Source organism: Ruegeria arenilitoris (assembly GCF_013030985.1).
Taxonomy (GTDB): domain Bacteria; phylum Pseudomonadota; class Alphaproteobacteria; order Rhodobacterales; family Rhodobacteraceae; genus Ruegeria; species Ruegeria arenilitoris_B.
The window spans coordinates 387,449-404,057 of the sequence record NZ_WPYP01000001.1; the positions used below are offsets into that span (position 1 = coordinate 387,449).

The window sequence follows — 16,609 nt, forward strand, 5'->3', positions numbered from 1 at the left end:
GCCATGAAGGGGAGAGAGAGGGCCAGAGGTCAGGCCCGGGGCTGCGTTGCTGTTTCCTGCTTGCCATGGGCATAGTTCGAGGGTCCGGTGCGGCGGAAGTCCTCGCGGAAATGGGTGGGTTCGGGGCCGTTGTCGCCTGCGATGGCATCGGCCAGATAAGCACCGACGATCTTGCTGGCCTGACGGGTGGCGTCCAGCAGACGGACCTGCGCATGGGCTTCATCCGTGATCAGCTCGGCATCGGACAGCTCACGCGACCAGCGGTCGTCTTCGGTCAGGTAAATAACGTCGCCTTCCAGCAGGTCGTTTGCGGTGACCACTTTGGGGGTAAAAGCGCGGGCCATCAGGCGTGCTCCTTCTTGAATTCGGTCAGGGCCTTGGCCGCTTGGCGCGGGGCGAGGCCGTAAAAGGTCAGGGTGGGGCCGTCCATTTCGGCGGCGTTCAGATCGGTGGGCAACTGATCCAGCGTCGTGGCCAGAATGCGTTGATCGGGGCGTGAGGCGTTTTCCACCAGCGTCACCGGCGTTTCGCGGTCGGCGCCGTGCATGATCAGGCGGCCCTGAATGAAACGGGCGGATTTCTTGCCCATATAGATCGCCGCGACAGAACCCGTACGCGCCAGCGCGGTCCAGTCGTGATCAGCAAAGCCCTTCATGTCGTGACCGGTCAGAAACCGCACCGAGGAATTGCGGCCGCGGCGCGTCAGGCTTTGGCCGATCCCTGCAACCGCTGCTGATGCAGCGGTGATGCCGGGAACGATCTGCCACGAGATGCCTGCAGCCTCGACCGCTTCGATCTCTTCATCCAGGCGGCCAAAGACGGTTGGGTCGCCGGATTTCAGGCGCACGACGTGGTGGCCTTTCACGGCATAGTCGACCAGCAGCGCGTCAATGTCTTCCTGTTTCCACGAGGGACCAAAGCCCGCCTTGCCAACATCAACCAGAACTGCGGACTTGCCCGCCAGTTCCAGAACTTCGGCACTGATCAGGCGATCATGCAGAACGACGTCAGCGCGCTCGAAGGCATTCAGCGCCTTGAGCGTCAGCAATTCCGGATCGCCCGGACCCGCGCCGACAAAGTCGACGTGTCCTGTGCCATCATATGAATGCGTAAGCTGCATGTGTTGTTCCGCTTGGTTTGACTTGACCTGCAATATAGGAAATATTCCCGGTATTACGCTATATAGGCGCTTAAATAAGAACAAACGTTCCGTAGGCGCCCGGATCTGGGACGTGAGTTTTGAAACGAAGGGAAAAATGGAATGTCAGTGCGGATTGATGACACGGATCGGAAAATTCTGGTCGAGCTACAGCGCGACGCCAGCCAATCGCTGGACGAAATAGCGGCTCGCGTCGGCAGTTCCAAGACCCCAGTATGGAATCGCATTCGCAAGCTGAAAGGGGCCGGGGTTATCGGTCAGCAGACCGTTCTGCTGGATGCCGAGGCGCTGGGATTCGAAGCCACATTTTTCGTACTGATCCGTACCTCGGAACATGAGGCCGAATGGCAGCGCAAGTTCCTCAAAGCCCTGCGGGATCGACCGGAGGTGCAGGAGGCGCACCGGCTGGCCGGTGACATCGACTATATCCTCAAGGTTCGGGTCAAGAATGCCCGGGCGTATGACGAATTCTATCAGACCCTGATCTCTGAGGTACGTGTCCATAACGTGACCGCACTGCTATCGATGGAAGAGATCAAGTCCACCACCATGCTGCCACTGAACGCGCTGATCGAAAGCTGAGGCCGCTCAGACGTGCACCATTAGCCGGGTCAGCCCGTGGAAATGGTAAGAGTTGGAATACTCCGGATCGGCGCTCAGGCGCAGGTTGGGGCAGCGCTCAAACAGGGCCGTCAGGGCAATCCGCATCTCCAGCCGTGCCAGTGGGGCACCGACGCAGAAATGCAGCCCGCCGCCGAAACTGGTATTGGTGACGATCGGGCGGGATGGATCAAACCGGTTCGGTTCAGCCCAGACCGATGGATCGCGGTTCGCGGCCCCCAGCAATAGCGCGACCTCATCGCCGCGTTTGAAAGTGTGTCCAAACAGATCAACCTCTTCATAGGCATAGCGGGTGAACATGTGCAGCGGAGGGTCGTAGCGCAGGATTTCCTCGACCAGGCCGTCTATCGCATGATCGCGTGGGTCGATTCCAAGCTGCAGCACCGTTTTCACGCCATTGCCCAACGAATGAACCGTGGCCTCGTGCCCGGCGTTCAGCAGCAGGATGCAGGTGGCGACAAGCTCATCGTGCGAGAGTTTCTTGCCGTCTTCCTCGGCGGTGATCAGGCGGGTGATCAGATCGTCCTGCGGGTCGGTGCGCCGCTGTTCGATGTAGTTGCTGAGGAAAGCCGAGAATTCCCGGGCGGCGGTTGCGGCGGTATCCTCGGTCTCGCGTGTGCGGCTGGCCTGATACATCGCCACCATGGCATGAGACCAGCGCAACAGATCGGGTGACATCTCCTCGGGCACGCCCAACAGGCGGCAGATCGTAATCACCGGAACCTGCGTACAGAACGCGTCCAGCAGGTCAAAGGGAGTATCCGGAAAGCGGTCGATCAGGCTGTGGCTGAGGTCGCGAATGGACGGCTCCAGCGTTGCGATTGCGCGGGACGTAAAGGCCCGCATGACCAGCGCCCGCAGTCGCGTGTGGCGCGGTGGTTCGGCCTCGAGCAACGAATGCGCCTCGACGTTCAGCCACGGCGCCAGATGGGCGGGGCCGGGGCCTTGCAACTCGGCAGGAACCTCGCGGCCGAAACGGCGATCCTTCAGCAATACCTGCACGGCCCGGTGCGAGACCGCCGCGATCTTGTTGTAATCTTCCCAATAAACTAGGTCCCCGTACGCACGGGCCTTGTCATAAAAAGGATAGGGATCCTGCACGAAACCCGGTTCGACCGGGGATTGGAATACCGTCTTCATGCGGCGCAGACTTGCCATGCGGCGCGCTGAATGCAAGACCCTATACCATGCAACGGGTTTGGGTGATCCTGGGATTTCTGTGTGCCGTCGGGCTGTTGTCCGCCGGAGTGTGGTCTTATGGCTATCGGCAGGCGCTGTCGCAACTCAGCGAAAAGGCCGGGGCTGACCTTGAACTGGCTGCCGACCGGCTAAGCACGCAGATGCAGGTCTATCAGGAACTGGCTGTGTTGATGGCAAATCATCCGGCCCTGCGAGCGATTGAAACCCCAGCGCAGCAACAGGCAGCCCGCGCGATCCTGTTGGACGTCGCGGACAAGACCGCGGCCGTGAACATGATGTACCTAGACCGGGCCGGTCAGATCCTGGTTTCGGCGCAGCCCGTTGAGCAAAACAACATGGCCGATCACCCCGCTTTCCAGCGGGCGCTGCAGGGGGCATTGGGCAACGCGCATGGTGTCTTGCCGATCAGCGGCAGCCGCATCTATTCCTATGCGGCCCCGGCCTTTGACGACTCGGGCCGGGTCGAAGGCGCGCTGATGGTTGTGGCTGACGTGCAGGATGTGGAACAGACTTGGCGCGGCAGCACCGAGGCGGTTTTCTTTATAGATGGCGACGGGGTGGTCTTTATCTCGAACCGGTCTGATCTGTTGTTCTGGCACCGCGCTGACGGGCAACAGGGGCTGACACCGCCAGAAGGGGGCGAGGTCGATTTCGCCTCGACCCGGGTTGGACCGCATGAGTTGTGGAGGCTTAACTGGGGCCGCTACCTGCCCAGCCGCGCGTTGCACCTGATGCTTGATCTGCCCGTCATCGATATGACGGCCGAGGTGCTGGTCGATGTTGCCCCCGCACGGCGTCTGGCTGGATTGCAGGCGGCGACTGTTGCGGCGATCTGTCTGGCCTTCGGAGCGTTGCTGTTTCTGGCGACGGAACGCAGACGAACTCTGTCCGAAGCCAACGCGGTTTTGGAAAGCCGCGTTGCGCAGCGTACCCGCGCCTTGACCGCTGCCAACACCGCCCTGCGTCGGGAGGTGCATGAACGGCAAGAGGCGGAGACTGCGTTGAAGCACGCGCAGGAGGAGCTTATTCAAGCGGGTAAACTCAGCGCCTTGGGGCAGATGTCAGCAGGTATCAGCCATGAACTGAACCAACCCCTGATGGCGATCCGGCAATTTGCCGACAACGGGGCGGCCTTTCTGTCGCGGGGGCGCGAGGAGAAAGCCGCCGAGAACCTGACGCGCATTTCTGACATGGCCGCCCGGATGGCGCGGATCATCAAGAACCTGCGCGCCTTTGCCCGCAATGAAAGTGAGCCGATGGGCAAGGTCGATCTGGTGCAGGTGATCGACACGGCCGTGGAACTGACCGAGGCGCGTCTGCGCACCGAAGGTGTGACGATGGACTGGCGGCCGCCGGAAAACCCGGTCTATGCGTGGGGTGGCGAGGTGCGTCTGGTGCAGGTGTTTGTGAACCTGATCAACAACGCCGCAGACGCGATGAGCCAGCAAGAGGAGCGCCTTATCCGCATTGCGATCGAGGCCGATGAAAGGCTGACCGTTACGGTGCGCGATATCGGTCCCGGCATTGAAAACACCGAAAAACTGTTCGAACCCTTCTACACAACCAAGGCGGTTGGATCGTCCGAGGGGATGGGGTTGGGCCTTTCGATCTCGTATGGTCTGGTTCAGAGTTTTGGTGGAAATATCCGTGGTACGAACGCGCAGACCGGTGCGATGTTCACCGTTGAACTTGAGTATTACCGGGAAGATGAGGTGGCATGATCCGCAAGGTTTTATTGGTCGACGATGACGCCGCCGTGCGCGAAGCGCTGGCGCAAACGCTGGAACTGGCCGACTACGTGCCGGTCACTGCGGGGTCTTTCGTGGCGGCCAAGGATCACATCCGCGCTGATTTCCCCGGCGTGATCGTGTCGGATATCCGGATGCCGGGGCGGGATGGGTTTCATTTGTTGACCTACGCGCATGAGATTGACCCGGACCTGCCGGTCATCCTGCTGACGGGTGAAGGCGATATCCCGATGGCCGTCCGTGCCATGGGGCAGGGGGCGTACGACTTTCTGGAAAAACCTTGCGCCGCCGCCGACCTGTTGGAGGTTCTGGGCAAGGCTTTTGTCGCACGTGTTCAGGTTCTGGAACAGCGCGCGTTGAAACACGAGTTGGAACGTGGAGACCCCGCTGCGCGCCTGCTGTTCGGCCTGTCTCCACAAGCCGAAGCCTTGAGGGAGCGTGCGCGGACCGTTGCCCTCACAGGGGCCGAAGTTTTGGTCACCGGCCCCGCGGGAAGCGGAATCTCAAAAGTGGCCGAAGTTGTACACTTGATGTCGCCGCAGGCGCAGGGTCCGTTTGTGAAACGACCCTCGTCCGGTCTGACGCCCGACGCGCTGGTTCAGGTCTGCGAGGATGCGGCCGGAGGCTCGCTGTTTCTGGACGAAATCTCGGCGATGCCCGAGGCCACGCAATATGCGGCGTTGGAAGCGGTCGAGCAGGGCATCGGTGCGCGTATTCTGGCAGGCACAACAGCCGATCTGGCCGCGCTGTCGGCAGAGGGGCGGTTTCACGCGGACCTGTTCTATCGGCTGGACGTGATGCGGGTACGCATTCCGTCGCTGGCCGAGCGGCCCGAGGATATTCCGGTGATCTTTCGACACTACGTGGCGCAGGCGGCCGAACAGGCCGGTATCCCGGAACCCGAGATCTCGTCCGAGCACCTGGCGTCGCTGATGGCCAGTGATTGGCCCGGCAACGCCCGGTCGCTGATGTCCGCCGCCATGCGGTTTGTGTTGGGGATGCCGGAAGAGGTTGCACAGGCCACCGATCTGGGGTTGAGCGAGCAGATGGCGCGGGTGGAACGCTCGTTGCTGATCGCGGCATTGGGGCGACACAACGGCAAGGCCTCGGACGCGGCAAAAGCGCTGAAACTGCCGCGCAAGACGTTTTATGACAAGCTGGCCCGGTATCAGATTCGCCCTGAAGACTATCGCAGGTGATCCGAACCGCTCCCGCCCCCTTTGACCGCATTATCATGCGGTTAAAGGTGTTGGGCCAGGCAGCCCGCTGAGACGGGCTGCGGGTGTGCGAGATGTAGACGGTGTGATTCTGGAGAATTGATTCGGGAAGAGTGCGGAATCCCGCACAACAGGGGGCCGGGCTTGTGCGGAATTTCGCACAACGTGATTTGAGAGAAGAAACGGGACTCTGGAATGCTCCTTTTAATCCGCTGTTTTAATGCAAGAAAATCTGTGGTTGCGCGATATGAAACAAAACGTTGAGCCAAAACTCCTGATTCGCTTCACTTCGCTCATACGGTGCCAAACAGGCGCCAATTGGACGAATGAGTAAGTCTGGGAGGAAAAGACTGATGAAATTCCTGACAACGGCCGCAACGGCAGTTGCACTGACCGTAACCGCAACTGCAGGCATGGCAGCCTGTGAGGACGGCGAGATCGTCGTGAAGTTCGCGCATGTGACGAACTCGGACAAGCACCCCAAGGGCATCGCGGCATCGCTGCTGGAGCAGCGCGTGAATGACGAGATGAACGGTGTGATGTGCATAGAAGTCTATCCGAACTCTACGCTGTACAACGACGACAAGGTGTTGGAGGCGATGTTGCAAGGCGACGTGCAGCTGGCCGCGCCCTCGCTGTCGAAATTCGAAAAGTTCACCAAGCAGTTCCGTCTGTTCGACCTGCCGTTCATGTTCAAGAACATCGATGCCGTGGATGCGTTCCAGGCCTCGGCCGAGGGTCAGGCGATGAAGGACAGCATGCAGCGTCGTGGTCTGCAGGGGCTGGCCTTCTGGCACAATGGCATGAAGCAGATGTCGGCCAACAAACCTCTGGTGGATCCGTTGGATGCGGATGGTCTGAAGTTCCGCGTGCAGTCCTCGGACGTGCTGGTCGCGCAGATGGAAGCCATCGGTGGCAGCCCGCAAAAAATGGCCTTCTCGGAAGTGTACGGCGCGCTGCAGCAGGGCGTTGTGGACGGGCAGGAGAACACCTGGTCGAACATCTACGGCAAGAAGTTCTTCGAGGTTCAGGACGGCATTACAGAGACCAACCACGGCATCATCGACTATCTGGTCGTGACGTCGGTTGACTGGCTGGACAGCCTGGATCCGGAAGTCCGTGACCAGTTCCTGACCATTCTGGCCGAAGTGACCGAGACCCGGAACAAGGAAGCCTTTGCGGTGAACGAAGCGGCCAAAGCGTCGATCACCGATGCGGGCGGCATCATTCGTGAGCTGGACCCCGATCAGCGCCAAGCCTGGGTTGATGCGATGAAACCGGTTTGGGACAAATTCGCTGACGACGTGGGTCAGGACAAGATCGACGCCGCTCAGGCGATCAACGCCGGGTTCTGATCCCGGTTCAGGCCGCGCGTCCAGGACTGGGGAGTATACGACGCGCAGGCCGGGCGGGCCGTGAATGGCCCGCCCCAATCACTCTCATCACAAAAAATGCGGGGACAGAAAGATGTCTGGTGCGAAACCCGGCCAAGGCGGGCTGGTCGACCATATCGAAGAAACCCTGATCGCGTTGCTGCTGGGCCTGATGACGGCCGTGACTTTTGCCAATGTGATCGCGCGGTTCGTATTCAATTCCAATATCCTGTGGGCGCTTGAGCTGACGGTGTTCATCTTTGGGTGGCTTGTGCTGTTGGGCGCGTCTTATGCGGTGAAGAAGCACGCGCATTTGGGTGTGGATGCCATCCTGAACATGCTGGCCCCGGCGCCGCGCCGAGTCTTGGCGCTGATCGCTGTTGGCTGCTGTCTGGTGTTCTCGCTGCTGATGCTCAAAGGGGCGTATGACTACTGGGCCGTGTTTGCCGACCTGCCGCCCACTTCGGGCCGCTGGTTCCCGACCGGGTTTAATTTCGACGCCCGCAGCCAGAGTTTCTATGAGGTCGATGACATCCCCATGGTCGCGCCGCTGCGGTTCCTTGAAGACCTGATCAATTACGGCGAGTCGTACGAGAAACTGCCCAAGGTCGTTCCCTATTTCATACTGCCGCTGTCGATGCTGCTGTTAGTGATCCGCTTTGCGCAGGTCGCCGTGCAGATATGGCGCGGTGAGACCGACCGCATCGTCGCCAGCCACGAAGTCGAGGACGAGATCGAAGAGGTCCGGGCTCAGCAAGGAGAGCATGACTGATGGACGTAGTACTTCTTTTCTCGATGGTCATTGGCCTGCTGCTGATCGGGGTTCCGATTGCGGTGGCTCTGGGCCTCAGCTCGACCCTGTTCCTGCTGATCTATTCCGACAGTTCGCTGGCCTCGGTCGCGGGCACGCTGTTCGAGGCGTTCGAGGGGCACTTTACCCTGCTGGCGATCCCCTTCTTCATTTTGGCTTCGTCCTTCATGACGACGGGCGGCGTGGCACGGCGGATCATCCGGTTCTCGATTGCCTGTGTGGGGCATCTGCCGGGCGGTCTGGCGATTGCGGGCGTCTTTGCCTGTATGTTGTTCGCGGCGCTGTCCGGGTCGTCTCCGGCGACCGTGGTGGCCATCGGCTCGATCGTTATTGCCGGGATGCGTCAGGTCGGATACTCCAAAGAATTCGCCGCCGGTGTGATCTGTAATGCCGGTACGCTGGGCATCCTGATCCCGCCGTCGATCGTGATGGTTGTCTATGCCGCAGCTGTTGAAGTCTCGGTCGGGCGCATGTTCCTGGCGGGGGTTATTCCGGGCCTGATGGCGGGTCTGATGCTGATGATCACCATCTATGTCATGGCCAAGGTCAAGAACCTGCCAAAAGGCGAATGGAAGGGCTGGGGCGAAGTCTTAACCTCGGCGCGCGAGGCCGGTTGGGGCCTGTTCCTGATCGTTATCATTCTGGGCGGTATCTATGGCGGTATCTTCACCCCGACCGAGGCCGCTGCGGTGGCTGCCGTCTATGCGTTCTTCATCGCAAGCTTTGTCTACAAGGACATGGGCCCGCTCAGCACGGACGAGGGTACGGCAAACCTGCCTTTGCTGAAAAAGCCCTATGCGCTGCTGACAGCGTTCTTCCACCCGGACACCAAGCACACGCTGTTCGAGGCCGGCAAGCTGACCGTCACGCTGTTGTTCGTGATCGCCAACGCGCTGATCCTCAAGCATGTGCTGACGGATGAACAGGTGCCGCAGCACATCGCCAACGCGATGCTGTCGGCGGGTCTGGGGCCGGTGACATTCCTGATCGTGGTCAACGTCATCTTGTTGATCGGTGGTCAGTTCATGGAACCGTCCGGCCTGCTGGTGATCGTGGCGCCGCTGGTGTTCCCGATTGCGATCGAACTGGGTATCGACCCGATCCATCTTGGCATCATCATGGTGGTGAACATGGAAATCGGGATGATCACACCTCCGGTCGGTCTGAACCTGTTCGTGACCTCGGGCGTGGCCGGGATGCCGATGATGAAGGTCGTAAAGGCGGCGCTGCCGTTCCTGGCCGTGCTGTTCGTCTTCCTGATCATGGTGACATATATCCCGTGGATATCGACCTTCCTGCCCAACACCTTCATGGGGCCGGAGATCGTGACCAACTAGCGAAGATCGCTTTTGTTAAAGGCCGGGCAGCGCGATCTGCCCGGCCTTTTTCTTTGCGGACCACTTGAAGATACGCCTCGCAGTCCCACATCGAAGCCAGAGGACGACCTCCCCATAACGGGTGATTATTCGGGACGACCCGAACAAGAATGAGGTGTCCTTTGGCTTGGATCTATCTGTTATTCGCTGGCCTGCTTGAAATCGTGTGGGCAGTTGCCATGAAGCAATCGGCCGGCTTCACCCGGTTGTGGCCCACCGCCATCATGGGCGTGTCCATGATCGGCTCTTTCGGGTTACTGGCGCTTGCGATGCGTGCGCTGCCTCTTGGAACAGCCTACGTCATCTGGACCGGTATCGGCGCAGTTGGTGCGTTTCTTGTCGGCGTGACGTTTCTGGGCGAAGCACTGACCCCTTTGCGTGCCTGTGCCGCTATTCTGATCGTGACCGGTCTGGTTGCCATGAAGCTGGCGTGATGTCCCGAGGGGCGCAGGCACCCAAAATGTTGAGGGTGTGCTCCAAGGACCTGGTGGGAAAACAGGCGCAGCCCAGGACGGCTGCGCCTGAGCTGAATGACGCTTCTATTTCTTCTTCCGAAACAAGCGGGACAGCCGTCGCTTGGCTTTTTTGGTAGGCTTGTCACGCGGCACTTTGAAGGTATGCCATTTGTCGATGGAAAAGCCGTCTTTCAGAAGGTCAACGTAATCTGCCGGAGCGAACTTGGGGTTAATGAAAACCAGGTCCACTTGCCATAGATAGCCGCCGTAGTAACAGAAATCGACAACATCCAAGAGCTCGAAACCGGCTGCCTGGACCAACTGTGCCCGCTCGACAAGTCTTTGGCGTGGCGCTTCAACGATCAGAACCGAGCAATTCTTAAGCGCTTCCTGCGCGCCCTCCAGAATCATTTCCTCCGCCCCATCGACATCGATTTTCAGAAGATACGGGGCAGGCGGGTTCTGCGTTGCTACAAATGTATCGAGCTTGAGTGTTGGCACGCTGCGCAGAGACTCGGGCGCGGCTCCTTCCTCGGCGAAATTGGCATGTGTGACTTCCTGATCCTCTTGAACTGAGGATACCCTAAGATCTGCCGTCCCATCAGCGTTCGAAACAGCAACCTCAATCAGGTCGTAGTCGATCCCATATTTTTGATAGTTTTCCTCAATGACCGCAAAATGATCTTGAATGGGTTCAAACAGATAGTGTTTTAAATCCGGAAAGGTTTTCATCAGTTCGAACGTGCCGGTATGAATGCCGATATCGAGAATGCACTCGATAGGAAATTGGGCATCCAGAAGTTGTTCAAGAACCGAGTTCTTGCTTGGTCGACGCAGATTACTTTTCATAACACCCTTAAAGGCCAGAAGTTTGCTCCCAGGCTGGTGCGCGGGAACCGCGACACCCAATCCCAAGGCCAGAATCAATTTGTCAGGCTATCCGCCACGCCTGCGAGTTTGACGATGGGGGGAGCGAATTCAACAAGTCATTTACTGGTCGACCAAAATCAGACGAGAAGCGCTCAGGCTTTTTCCAATGCCTCGACAATGGCGGAAAAGTCTGTGGCCTTCAGGCTGGCGCCGCCGACCAGCGCGCCATCCACGTTTGACACGCCAAAGATTTCGGTCGCGTTGGACGGTTTGACTGAACCGCCGTAAAGCAGGCGGACAGAACGACCAACGCCTTCACCGAAACGCCGTTCCAGGCGGGCGCGGATAAAGTCGTGAACCTCTCCGATTTCGTTCAGCGTGGGAACCTTGCCGGTGCCAATGGCCCAGATCGGTTCATAGGCGACGATCAGGTTTTCACCCGTCGACTGGTCAGGGATCGAGCCCGACAATTGGCCGCCGATAATATCCAGAGTATTGGCGGCCTCGCGCTGTTCCAGGCTTTCGCCGACGCAGATGATCGCCTTCAGCCCGGCATCCATAGCCGCGCGGGCTTTGGCGCGAACGTCTTCGTTCTGCTCGTCGTGGTCTTCGCGGCGCTCGGAATGGCCCAGAATGACCGCCTTTGCACCGGCATCCACCAGCATGTCTGCGCTGATATCGCCGGTATGCGCCCCCGAAGTTGCCGCGTGGCAATCCTGCCCACCAACAGTGATCCCTGTATCACGCACGGCCTCCGCCGCGCGGTGCAACAAAGTGGCGGGCGGGCAGATCAGCACATCTACGGTCGGAGAGGGGAATGAACGGGCCAGAACCTCCAATTCGCTCAGCGCCGCCGTGGTTCCGTTCATTTTCCAGTTGCCAGCCGCCAGCTTACGCCGCATGTCCCAATCTCCCTTAAGTATCGGTGTTCTGGAACCCGGATAGCACCGCCAGTCAAGACTGACAATTCCGGTTGCAGAGCGAACCGCAAATCGGCAGTGTCCGCGCTCAGAACGGAGCGGGCCTATGATCGACAAACTTGATCTGACAAAACTGGACCAACGCGACCCAGCCGAGCTTGGCAAGCTGCTGCGTGCTGTGGGTGAGGTGGGGTTCCTAACCGTTTCGAATGCCGGGCTGGACGGCGACCGCGTGCGTCAGGTTTTGGGCGCGTATCGTACATTCTTTCACCTGCCAGAGGCTGAGAAGAAACGGGTCGATATGGCGCTGACCGGGTCCAACCGGGGCTGGGGCGCGTCGCGGTCCGAGCAGGTTGACCCTGAGGCAAACCCTGATTTCAAAGAGGTGTTCGATTGCGGGTATGAACTGCCTGCGAACAGCCCGTATGCCGACGCGGATCTTGGCGTTTATGCGCCCAACCTGTGGCCTGATCGTCCGCCCAAGTTCAAGGAAACGATCCAGACCTATTACACGGATGCTTGTGCGGTCGCGATGCGCGTTCTGCGGGCGATTGCCGTGGCGTTGGGGCGTGCGGAAGACAGCTTTGACATCGCTTTTGATACGCCGATGGCGCTGCTGCGCGGAAACTTCTACCCGCAACGCCCAAACTGGGCCGGAGATCGCGATTTCGGCATCGGTGCCCATACGGATTATGGCTGTCTGACCCTGCTGGCGACCGACGGCACCCCGGGGCTTGAGGTTCGGATGCCCGACAACAGCTGGGCAAAGGTCGAGGCCGCACCCGGGACCTTCATCATCAATTTTGGTGAAATGTTGGAGTTCTGGACGGCGGGACAAGTCAAGGCCACCCTGCATCGGGTGGTTGGCGGCGCGCAGGAACGCCTGTCGGTGCCGCTGTTTTTCAACCCGTCCTATGACACCAACGTGGCACCGCCGAATTCAGGTCAGACCATTCGCGCCGGCGAGCATCTGACCCGCCGGTTCAATGAGACCTACGTCCATCTTCAGGCATCTTAGGATTGGGGCGTCAGCCCTTCGTCGAACTTGATCGACTCGCCGCACCCGCAGGCATCAACGACGTTCGGGTTGCGAAACTTGAAACCAGCCTCAAGCAGCGAGACCTCATAGTCGATCTCGGTCCCAAACAGGAACATCTGCGCCATCGGAGCAATCATGACCCGCGCGCCATCCTGTTCTACGACCTCGTCATTCGCGTCGGCCTGATCGACATAGTCCATGGTGTATTCCATGCCGGCGCAACCGCCTTTCTTGACGCCGATGCGCAGGCCAGCATGACCACCTGATTTCATCAGGCGGACGATCTGCTCTGCCGCTTTGGGCGTCATGGTCACGGCCTGTTTGCCGGGAATGCCGAACATTGTGATCTCCGTTGTCGCGCGTAGCATTCAATTTAGTGCTGACAGGGCAATGGCTCAAGTCATAGCAGTGCTGCTTACCTAACTTTTCTGCCGTTCGGTGAATGAAGCTTGCCTTTTGAAATCAGGTAACCTTAGCTGAGCCTACGCGTTTTCAAGCGGTTTGAAACAAGGTGAGGTGAGATGATTTCGCACAAAGTTATCAGCAAAAACATGGTATTGGCGTCAATTCTTGCGGTAACCGCAGGTGCGGTCTTGGCCGAAACTGCGCTAAAAACACATCCGGTCAATTGCGCCACTGCCGAAGGTGATTTGCGCGCCATTGCGGCCGAGAAAAAGCACGCGCAGGATCAACAGCTTGAAAGTGTGGCCGCTCTTACACCAGCCGGTGCGTTGTTGGGGTTGGTGACAGGCACCGAAAACAAGAGATTGTCCATGCTGTCCGGTGATTATGTCAAAGCGTTGGATGAAAGAGCGGCCGAGATCAAATCAACGTGCGGGGTGCAGTAACCCGTTCAAATAAAGAAAAAGACCGCTCTCGGGCAAGAGCGGTCTCTTATTCTGGTCGCTAGGCCGGGCTAAGCGGGGGACAATTGCCAGTCCCGACCTGCGCTGTGCTCTCAACGGGATGCGAGCATCAACACGCCGGGACTATTCTCAAGTTAAGTAACGGTTTTTCGACAGGATGATGACAGAAAAATAAATCTTTTGCGACAAAGACTTATTCCGCCCGGTTTACATAAACCCAAGTTCCAGCCGCGCTTCGTCCGACATCATCTCCATGCCCCAGGGCGGTTCCCATGTCAGTTCGACGTCAACTTCCTTGACGCCCGCGACAGGTTCGATCGCTTCGACGATCCAGCCGGGCATGTCTCCGGCGACCGGACAACCGGGTGCGGTCAGTGTCATGATGACTTTCACCGCGTTTTCCTGAGTGATGTCGATCGTGTAGATCAAACCCAGATCGTAGATATTCACCGGGATTTCCGGGTCGAAGACCGTGCGGCAGGCCTCTACCACAGCGTCGTACAGGGGATGCTCAATGGACGAAGGCGCAATCAGCGGCGTGCCTTCCAATTGTTCACTCGGGTGAGTCATTCGTGCCTCGGGTCTGGTTCCTGAGCAATTATATAGGGAAAGGCTGTGGCAGCGTCCAGAGGTGCAATGACGCCCCCTAGGGGGCGCCTGCAAATCTTAGTCGTTGATGTCGTGCCGGAAGGTTTTCACCTGACCATGCGGCAGGGAGTATACTCTCCGCAGCACCAGCCACGCGATCAGGGACAATGCCGCGAAGATCAGCAGCAGAACCGGCAGCGAAGGTGTCATGCCAGGGATAACCAGCAGCAACCCGGTGATGGCTGCCCCGATCGCAAAGCCCAGAAAGATAAATCCGGGCAACACGATCTCGAGGATCCCAAGCGCCAGCGCAGCGGCCAGCCAGATCCACCAGGTCAGCCAGAAGGGATCGGCCATTACTTTCCTCCTCTCAGCATCTTGAAGGCATCGCCAAAGGCCTCAAGCGCATTGGCGGGCACAACGATGGTTTGCGAGCCATTTCCTTTTCCCAGTGCATTCAGCGACTCAACCTGTTTCAGGGCAACCTGATACTGCGCAGCCTCGATGCCATTGTCCTGAATGGCCTTGGCAACGACGCCGGTTGCGTAAGCCTCGGCCTCAGCCTGAATACGGCGAGCCTTTGCTGTTTGCTCGGCGGCGTACAGCTCGGCATCAGCGTTCAGTTCAACGGCACGTTTCTGGCCCTCGGCTTCGGTCACCTGTGCACGGCGGGCGCGTTCGGCGTTCAGCTGTTGCAGCATCGCGTCGCGGGTCGCCTGGTCCAAGTTCACGTCCAGAATCTCGGCGCGGGTCACTTCGATCCCCCAGTCATCCACGGCGGTTTCGACGCTTTCCTGGATGCGGGTGATCAGCTGCGCGCGGTTCGACTGGACCTCGTCCAGATCCATTTTACCGATTTCCGCACGCACGATACCAGCCACGGTTGTTGCAATCGCGCCGTCTACGTCACGAATACGATATACCGTCTTTTCTGGTTCGAGAATTCGGTAAAACACCGAAGTGTCGATCTGCACCAGAACGTTGTCCTTGGTGATCGCATCCTGTGTTGCATTGGGCAACTGGCGTTCAAGAATAGAGATCTTGTGGCGGGCAACATCCAGAAAAGGCACGATAAAGTTGATGCCGGGGCCAAGCACCGAGTGTAGGCGCCCGAACCGTTCGACCACGTATTTTTCTGATTGTGGAACGATTTTGATGCCCTTGAAAATGACAACGACGATCAGTACCGCCGCCAACACGTAAATGATGTTCGACGTCAACAGACCAATGATCTGGTCTTCGTTCATGCCTATCATATCTGTCCTCTTTTATTGTGTACTATGGTATACATGTGGGGATTGAGTCGCCCGATTTCAACTCTGGTATGAGGTGAACAGGCGTGGATTCAAATCTATGAAGTTGTGCTTGCAGCGTGGAATTTTCTAATTGTGACCGCTTTGCATCCCACCGTGTTTGCGTTATCGGGCAGGGATGAAACTGATCATCGACACAGATCCCGGCATCGACGATGCCATGGCGATTGCTTATGCCGCCGCTGCGCCCGAAATTGACCTGATAGGGTTAACCACAGTGTTCGGCAACACGCATGTGCATCAATCCAGCCGCAATGCACGGTTTTTGCTGAATAAACTGGGGTTGGCCGCGCCGGTGGCCGAGGGGGCCGCATTCGCGATGGGGCAAAGCCGTCATGCGCCGTCCGAGCACGTGCATGGCCCGGAAGGCTTTGGCGACATTACCGATATTCCCGAAATCGGCGCAAACCACGATATGTCGGCGGCCGAGTATCTGGTTGATATGGCACGCCGCCATAAGGGCGAGGTGGTCGTCTGTGCGGTTGGCCCGTTGACCAATATCGCCCTGGCCATGCAGCTGGATCCTGAGTTTTCGCGCAATATCAGTCGGCTGGTTGTCATGGGCGGCGCTGTCTATTGCCCTGGCAATGTGAACCCTCACGCCGAGGCCAACATCTATCACGACGCTCGGGCCGCGGATATCGTCTTTGCCACACCGCCGGAAACCGTTCTGGTGGGGTTGGATGTGACGCTGAAAACCCTCTACGAAACTGCAGATTTCGAGGCGCTGGCTGAACGATCCAGGGATATGGGCGGGTTTCTGCGCGATATCTCTCGGTTCTATCTGAAATTCTACAAAGAGGTTGGCGGGCTCGAAGGGTGCGGTCTGCACGACTCAACTGCGGTGATTGCCTGTACGCATGAGCCGATGTTCGAAATGGTGGAAATCGGCCTGAGCGTGGTGACCGAAGGGCCAGAGATTGGCGCCACCCGTCCCGATCCGTCGCGGCCTTCGGTCCGTGTGTGCCGGAATGTGGACGGGGCAGGGGTCGTGCACCTGTTTACCGAGCGCGTCGCGTCACTGCCCTGACGGGTTGCAATGGCCCGTCAGAT

General features: G+C 58.8%; 19 protein-coding genes. 10 read left to right on the plus strand and 9 right to left on the minus strand.

The window, feature by feature from the left end:
- Positions 1 to 29: 29 nt before the first annotated feature.
- Together GOX88_RS01865 and cobA are read right to left on the minus strand one after the other, a co-directional pair.
- Entirely contained in the window at positions 30 to 344 is a 315-nt protein-coding gene (locus tag GOX88_RS01865) for a DUF2849 domain-containing protein (RefSeq protein WP_170398428.1), read from the minus strand.
- Positions 344 to 1,120 (minus strand): uroporphyrinogen-III C-methyltransferase, encoded by a 777-nt coding sequence (gene cobA, locus GOX88_RS01870; RefSeq protein ID WP_170398431.1) that lies wholly within the window; start codon positions 1,118 to 1,120, stop codon positions 344 to 346. Before cobA ends, GOX88_RS01865 begins: the two co-directional genes overlap by 1 nt.
- A 141-nt stretch (positions 1,121 to 1,261) precedes the next feature.
- Here cobA and GOX88_RS01875 point away from each other — a divergent pair, with 141 nt between their 5' ends.
- Positions 1,262 to 1,741 (plus strand): Lrp/AsnC family transcriptional regulator, encoded by a 480-nt coding sequence (locus GOX88_RS01875; RefSeq protein ID WP_170324770.1) that lies wholly within the window; start codon positions 1,262 to 1,264, stop codon positions 1,739 to 1,741.
- Positions 1,742 to 1,747: 6 nt separating this feature from the next.
- On the opposite strand, the gene GOX88_RS01880 is transcribed toward GOX88_RS01875, so the two are convergent.
- Positions 1,748 to 2,920 (minus strand): cytochrome P450, encoded by a 1,173-nt coding sequence (locus GOX88_RS01880; protein ID WP_170400229.1) that lies wholly within the window; start codon positions 2,918 to 2,920, stop codon positions 1,748 to 1,750.
- Positions 2,921 to 2,967: 47 nt separating this feature from the next.
- On the opposite strand from GOX88_RS01880, the gene GOX88_RS01885 reads away from it, so the two are divergent.
- From GOX88_RS01885 to GOX88_RS01910, 6 genes are all read left to right on the plus strand, one after another.
- Positions 2,968 to 4,701 carry a sensor histidine kinase gene (locus GOX88_RS01885; protein ID WP_170398433.1) on the plus strand — a complete coding sequence of 578 codons (1,734 nt, stop codon included), beginning with the start codon at positions 2,968 to 2,970 and terminating at the stop codon, positions 4,699 to 4,701.
- Entirely contained in the window at positions 4,698 to 5,927 is a 1,230-nt protein-coding gene (locus GOX88_RS01890; RefSeq protein ID WP_170398437.1) for a sigma-54-dependent transcriptional regulator, read from the plus strand. Before GOX88_RS01885 ends, GOX88_RS01890 begins: the two co-directional genes overlap by 4 nt.
- Positions 5,928 to 6,298: 371 nt before the next feature.
- Positions 6,299 to 7,300 carry a DctP family TRAP transporter solute-binding subunit gene (locus GOX88_RS01895; protein ID WP_217354178.1) on the plus strand — a complete coding sequence of 334 codons (1,002 nt, stop codon included), beginning with the start codon at positions 6,299 to 6,301 and terminating at the stop codon, positions 7,298 to 7,300.
- A 112-nt stretch (positions 7,301 to 7,412) separates the two neighbouring features.
- Positions 7,413 to 8,090 (plus strand): TRAP transporter small permease, encoded by a 678-nt coding sequence (locus tag GOX88_RS01900; protein WP_170398440.1) that lies wholly within the window; start codon positions 7,413 to 7,415, stop codon positions 8,088 to 8,090.
- Positions 8,090 to 9,466 (plus strand): TRAP transporter large permease, encoded by a 1,377-nt coding sequence (locus GOX88_RS01905; protein ID WP_170398443.1) that lies wholly within the window; start codon positions 8,090 to 8,092, stop codon positions 9,464 to 9,466. Before GOX88_RS01900 ends, GOX88_RS01905 begins: the two co-directional genes overlap by 1 nt.
- Positions 9,467 to 9,627: 161 nt before the next feature.
- Positions 9,628 to 9,939, plus strand: a complete 312-nt coding sequence (locus tag GOX88_RS01910) for a DMT family transporter (protein WP_170398446.1) — start codon at positions 9,628 to 9,630, stop codon at positions 9,937 to 9,939.
- Between the two features lie 105 nt (positions 9,940 to 10,044).
- Here GOX88_RS01910 and GOX88_RS01915 read toward each other — a convergent pair whose 3' ends face one another.
- Together GOX88_RS01915 and tpiA are read right to left on the minus strand one after the other, a co-directional pair.
- Complete coding sequence (locus GOX88_RS01915) at positions 10,045 to 10,887, minus strand: FkbM family methyltransferase (protein WP_170398449.1); 843 nt, start codon at positions 10,885 to 10,887, stop codon at positions 10,045 to 10,047.
- A gap of 95 nt (positions 10,888 to 10,982) precedes the next feature.
- Positions 10,983 to 11,732, minus strand: coding sequence for a triose-phosphate isomerase (gene tpiA, locus GOX88_RS01920; protein WP_170398455.1), 750 nt, complete (start codon positions 11,730 to 11,732; stop codon positions 10,983 to 10,985).
- A gap of 124 nt (positions 11,733 to 11,856) precedes the next feature.
- Between tpiA and GOX88_RS01925 the strand changes: the two genes are divergently transcribed.
- Positions 11,857 to 12,768, plus strand: a complete 912-nt coding sequence (locus GOX88_RS01925; protein ID WP_170398458.1) for an isopenicillin N synthase family dioxygenase — start codon at positions 11,857 to 11,859, stop codon at positions 12,766 to 12,768.
- Here the strand turns inward: GOX88_RS01925 and GOX88_RS01930 are convergent.
- Complete coding sequence (locus tag GOX88_RS01930; protein WP_170324779.1) at positions 12,765 to 13,130, minus strand: HesB/IscA family protein; 366 nt, start codon at positions 13,128 to 13,130, stop codon at positions 12,765 to 12,767. The genes GOX88_RS01925 and GOX88_RS01930 overlap by 4 nt on opposite strands.
- A gap of 180 nt (positions 13,131 to 13,310) precedes the next feature.
- Between GOX88_RS01930 and GOX88_RS01935 the strand changes: the two genes are divergently transcribed.
- On the plus strand, positions 13,311 to 13,637 hold the full coding sequence (locus tag GOX88_RS01935; protein ID WP_254436103.1) for a hypothetical protein: 327 nt from the start codon (positions 13,311 to 13,313) through the stop codon (positions 13,635 to 13,637).
- A gap of 225 nt (positions 13,638 to 13,862) precedes the next feature.
- Here GOX88_RS01935 and GOX88_RS01940 read toward each other — a convergent pair whose 3' ends face one another.
- The 3 genes from GOX88_RS01940 to GOX88_RS01950 all read right to left on the minus strand — a co-directional run bounded on the left by GOX88_RS01940 (position 13,863) and on the right by GOX88_RS01950 (position 15,490).
- A complete protein-coding gene (locus GOX88_RS01940) occupies positions 13,863 to 14,225 on the minus strand; it encodes an SUF system Fe-S cluster assembly protein (protein WP_170324781.1) in 363 nt (120 codons plus the stop codon).
- Positions 14,226 to 14,321: 96 nt separating this feature from the next.
- Positions 14,322 to 14,600: an NfeD family protein gene (locus GOX88_RS01945; protein WP_170398461.1), complete on the minus strand. Its 279-nt coding sequence runs from the start codon at positions 14,598 to 14,600 to the stop codon at positions 14,322 to 14,324.
- The gene (locus GOX88_RS01950; RefSeq protein ID WP_170400231.1) at positions 14,600 to 15,490 is read right to left on the minus strand and encodes an SPFH domain-containing protein; all 891 of its coding nucleotides are present in this window, start codon (positions 15,488 to 15,490) and stop codon (positions 14,600 to 14,602) included. Before GOX88_RS01950 ends, GOX88_RS01945 begins: the two co-directional genes overlap by 1 nt.
- 184 nt (positions 15,491 to 15,674) lie before the next feature.
- Here GOX88_RS01950 and GOX88_RS01955 point away from each other — a divergent pair, with 184 nt between their 5' ends.
- Positions 15,675 to 16,586, plus strand: coding sequence for a nucleoside hydrolase (locus tag GOX88_RS01955; protein ID WP_170398464.1), 912 nt, complete (start codon positions 15,675 to 15,677; stop codon positions 16,584 to 16,586).
- The last annotated feature ends 23 nt before the right edge of the window (positions 16,587 to 16,609 follow it).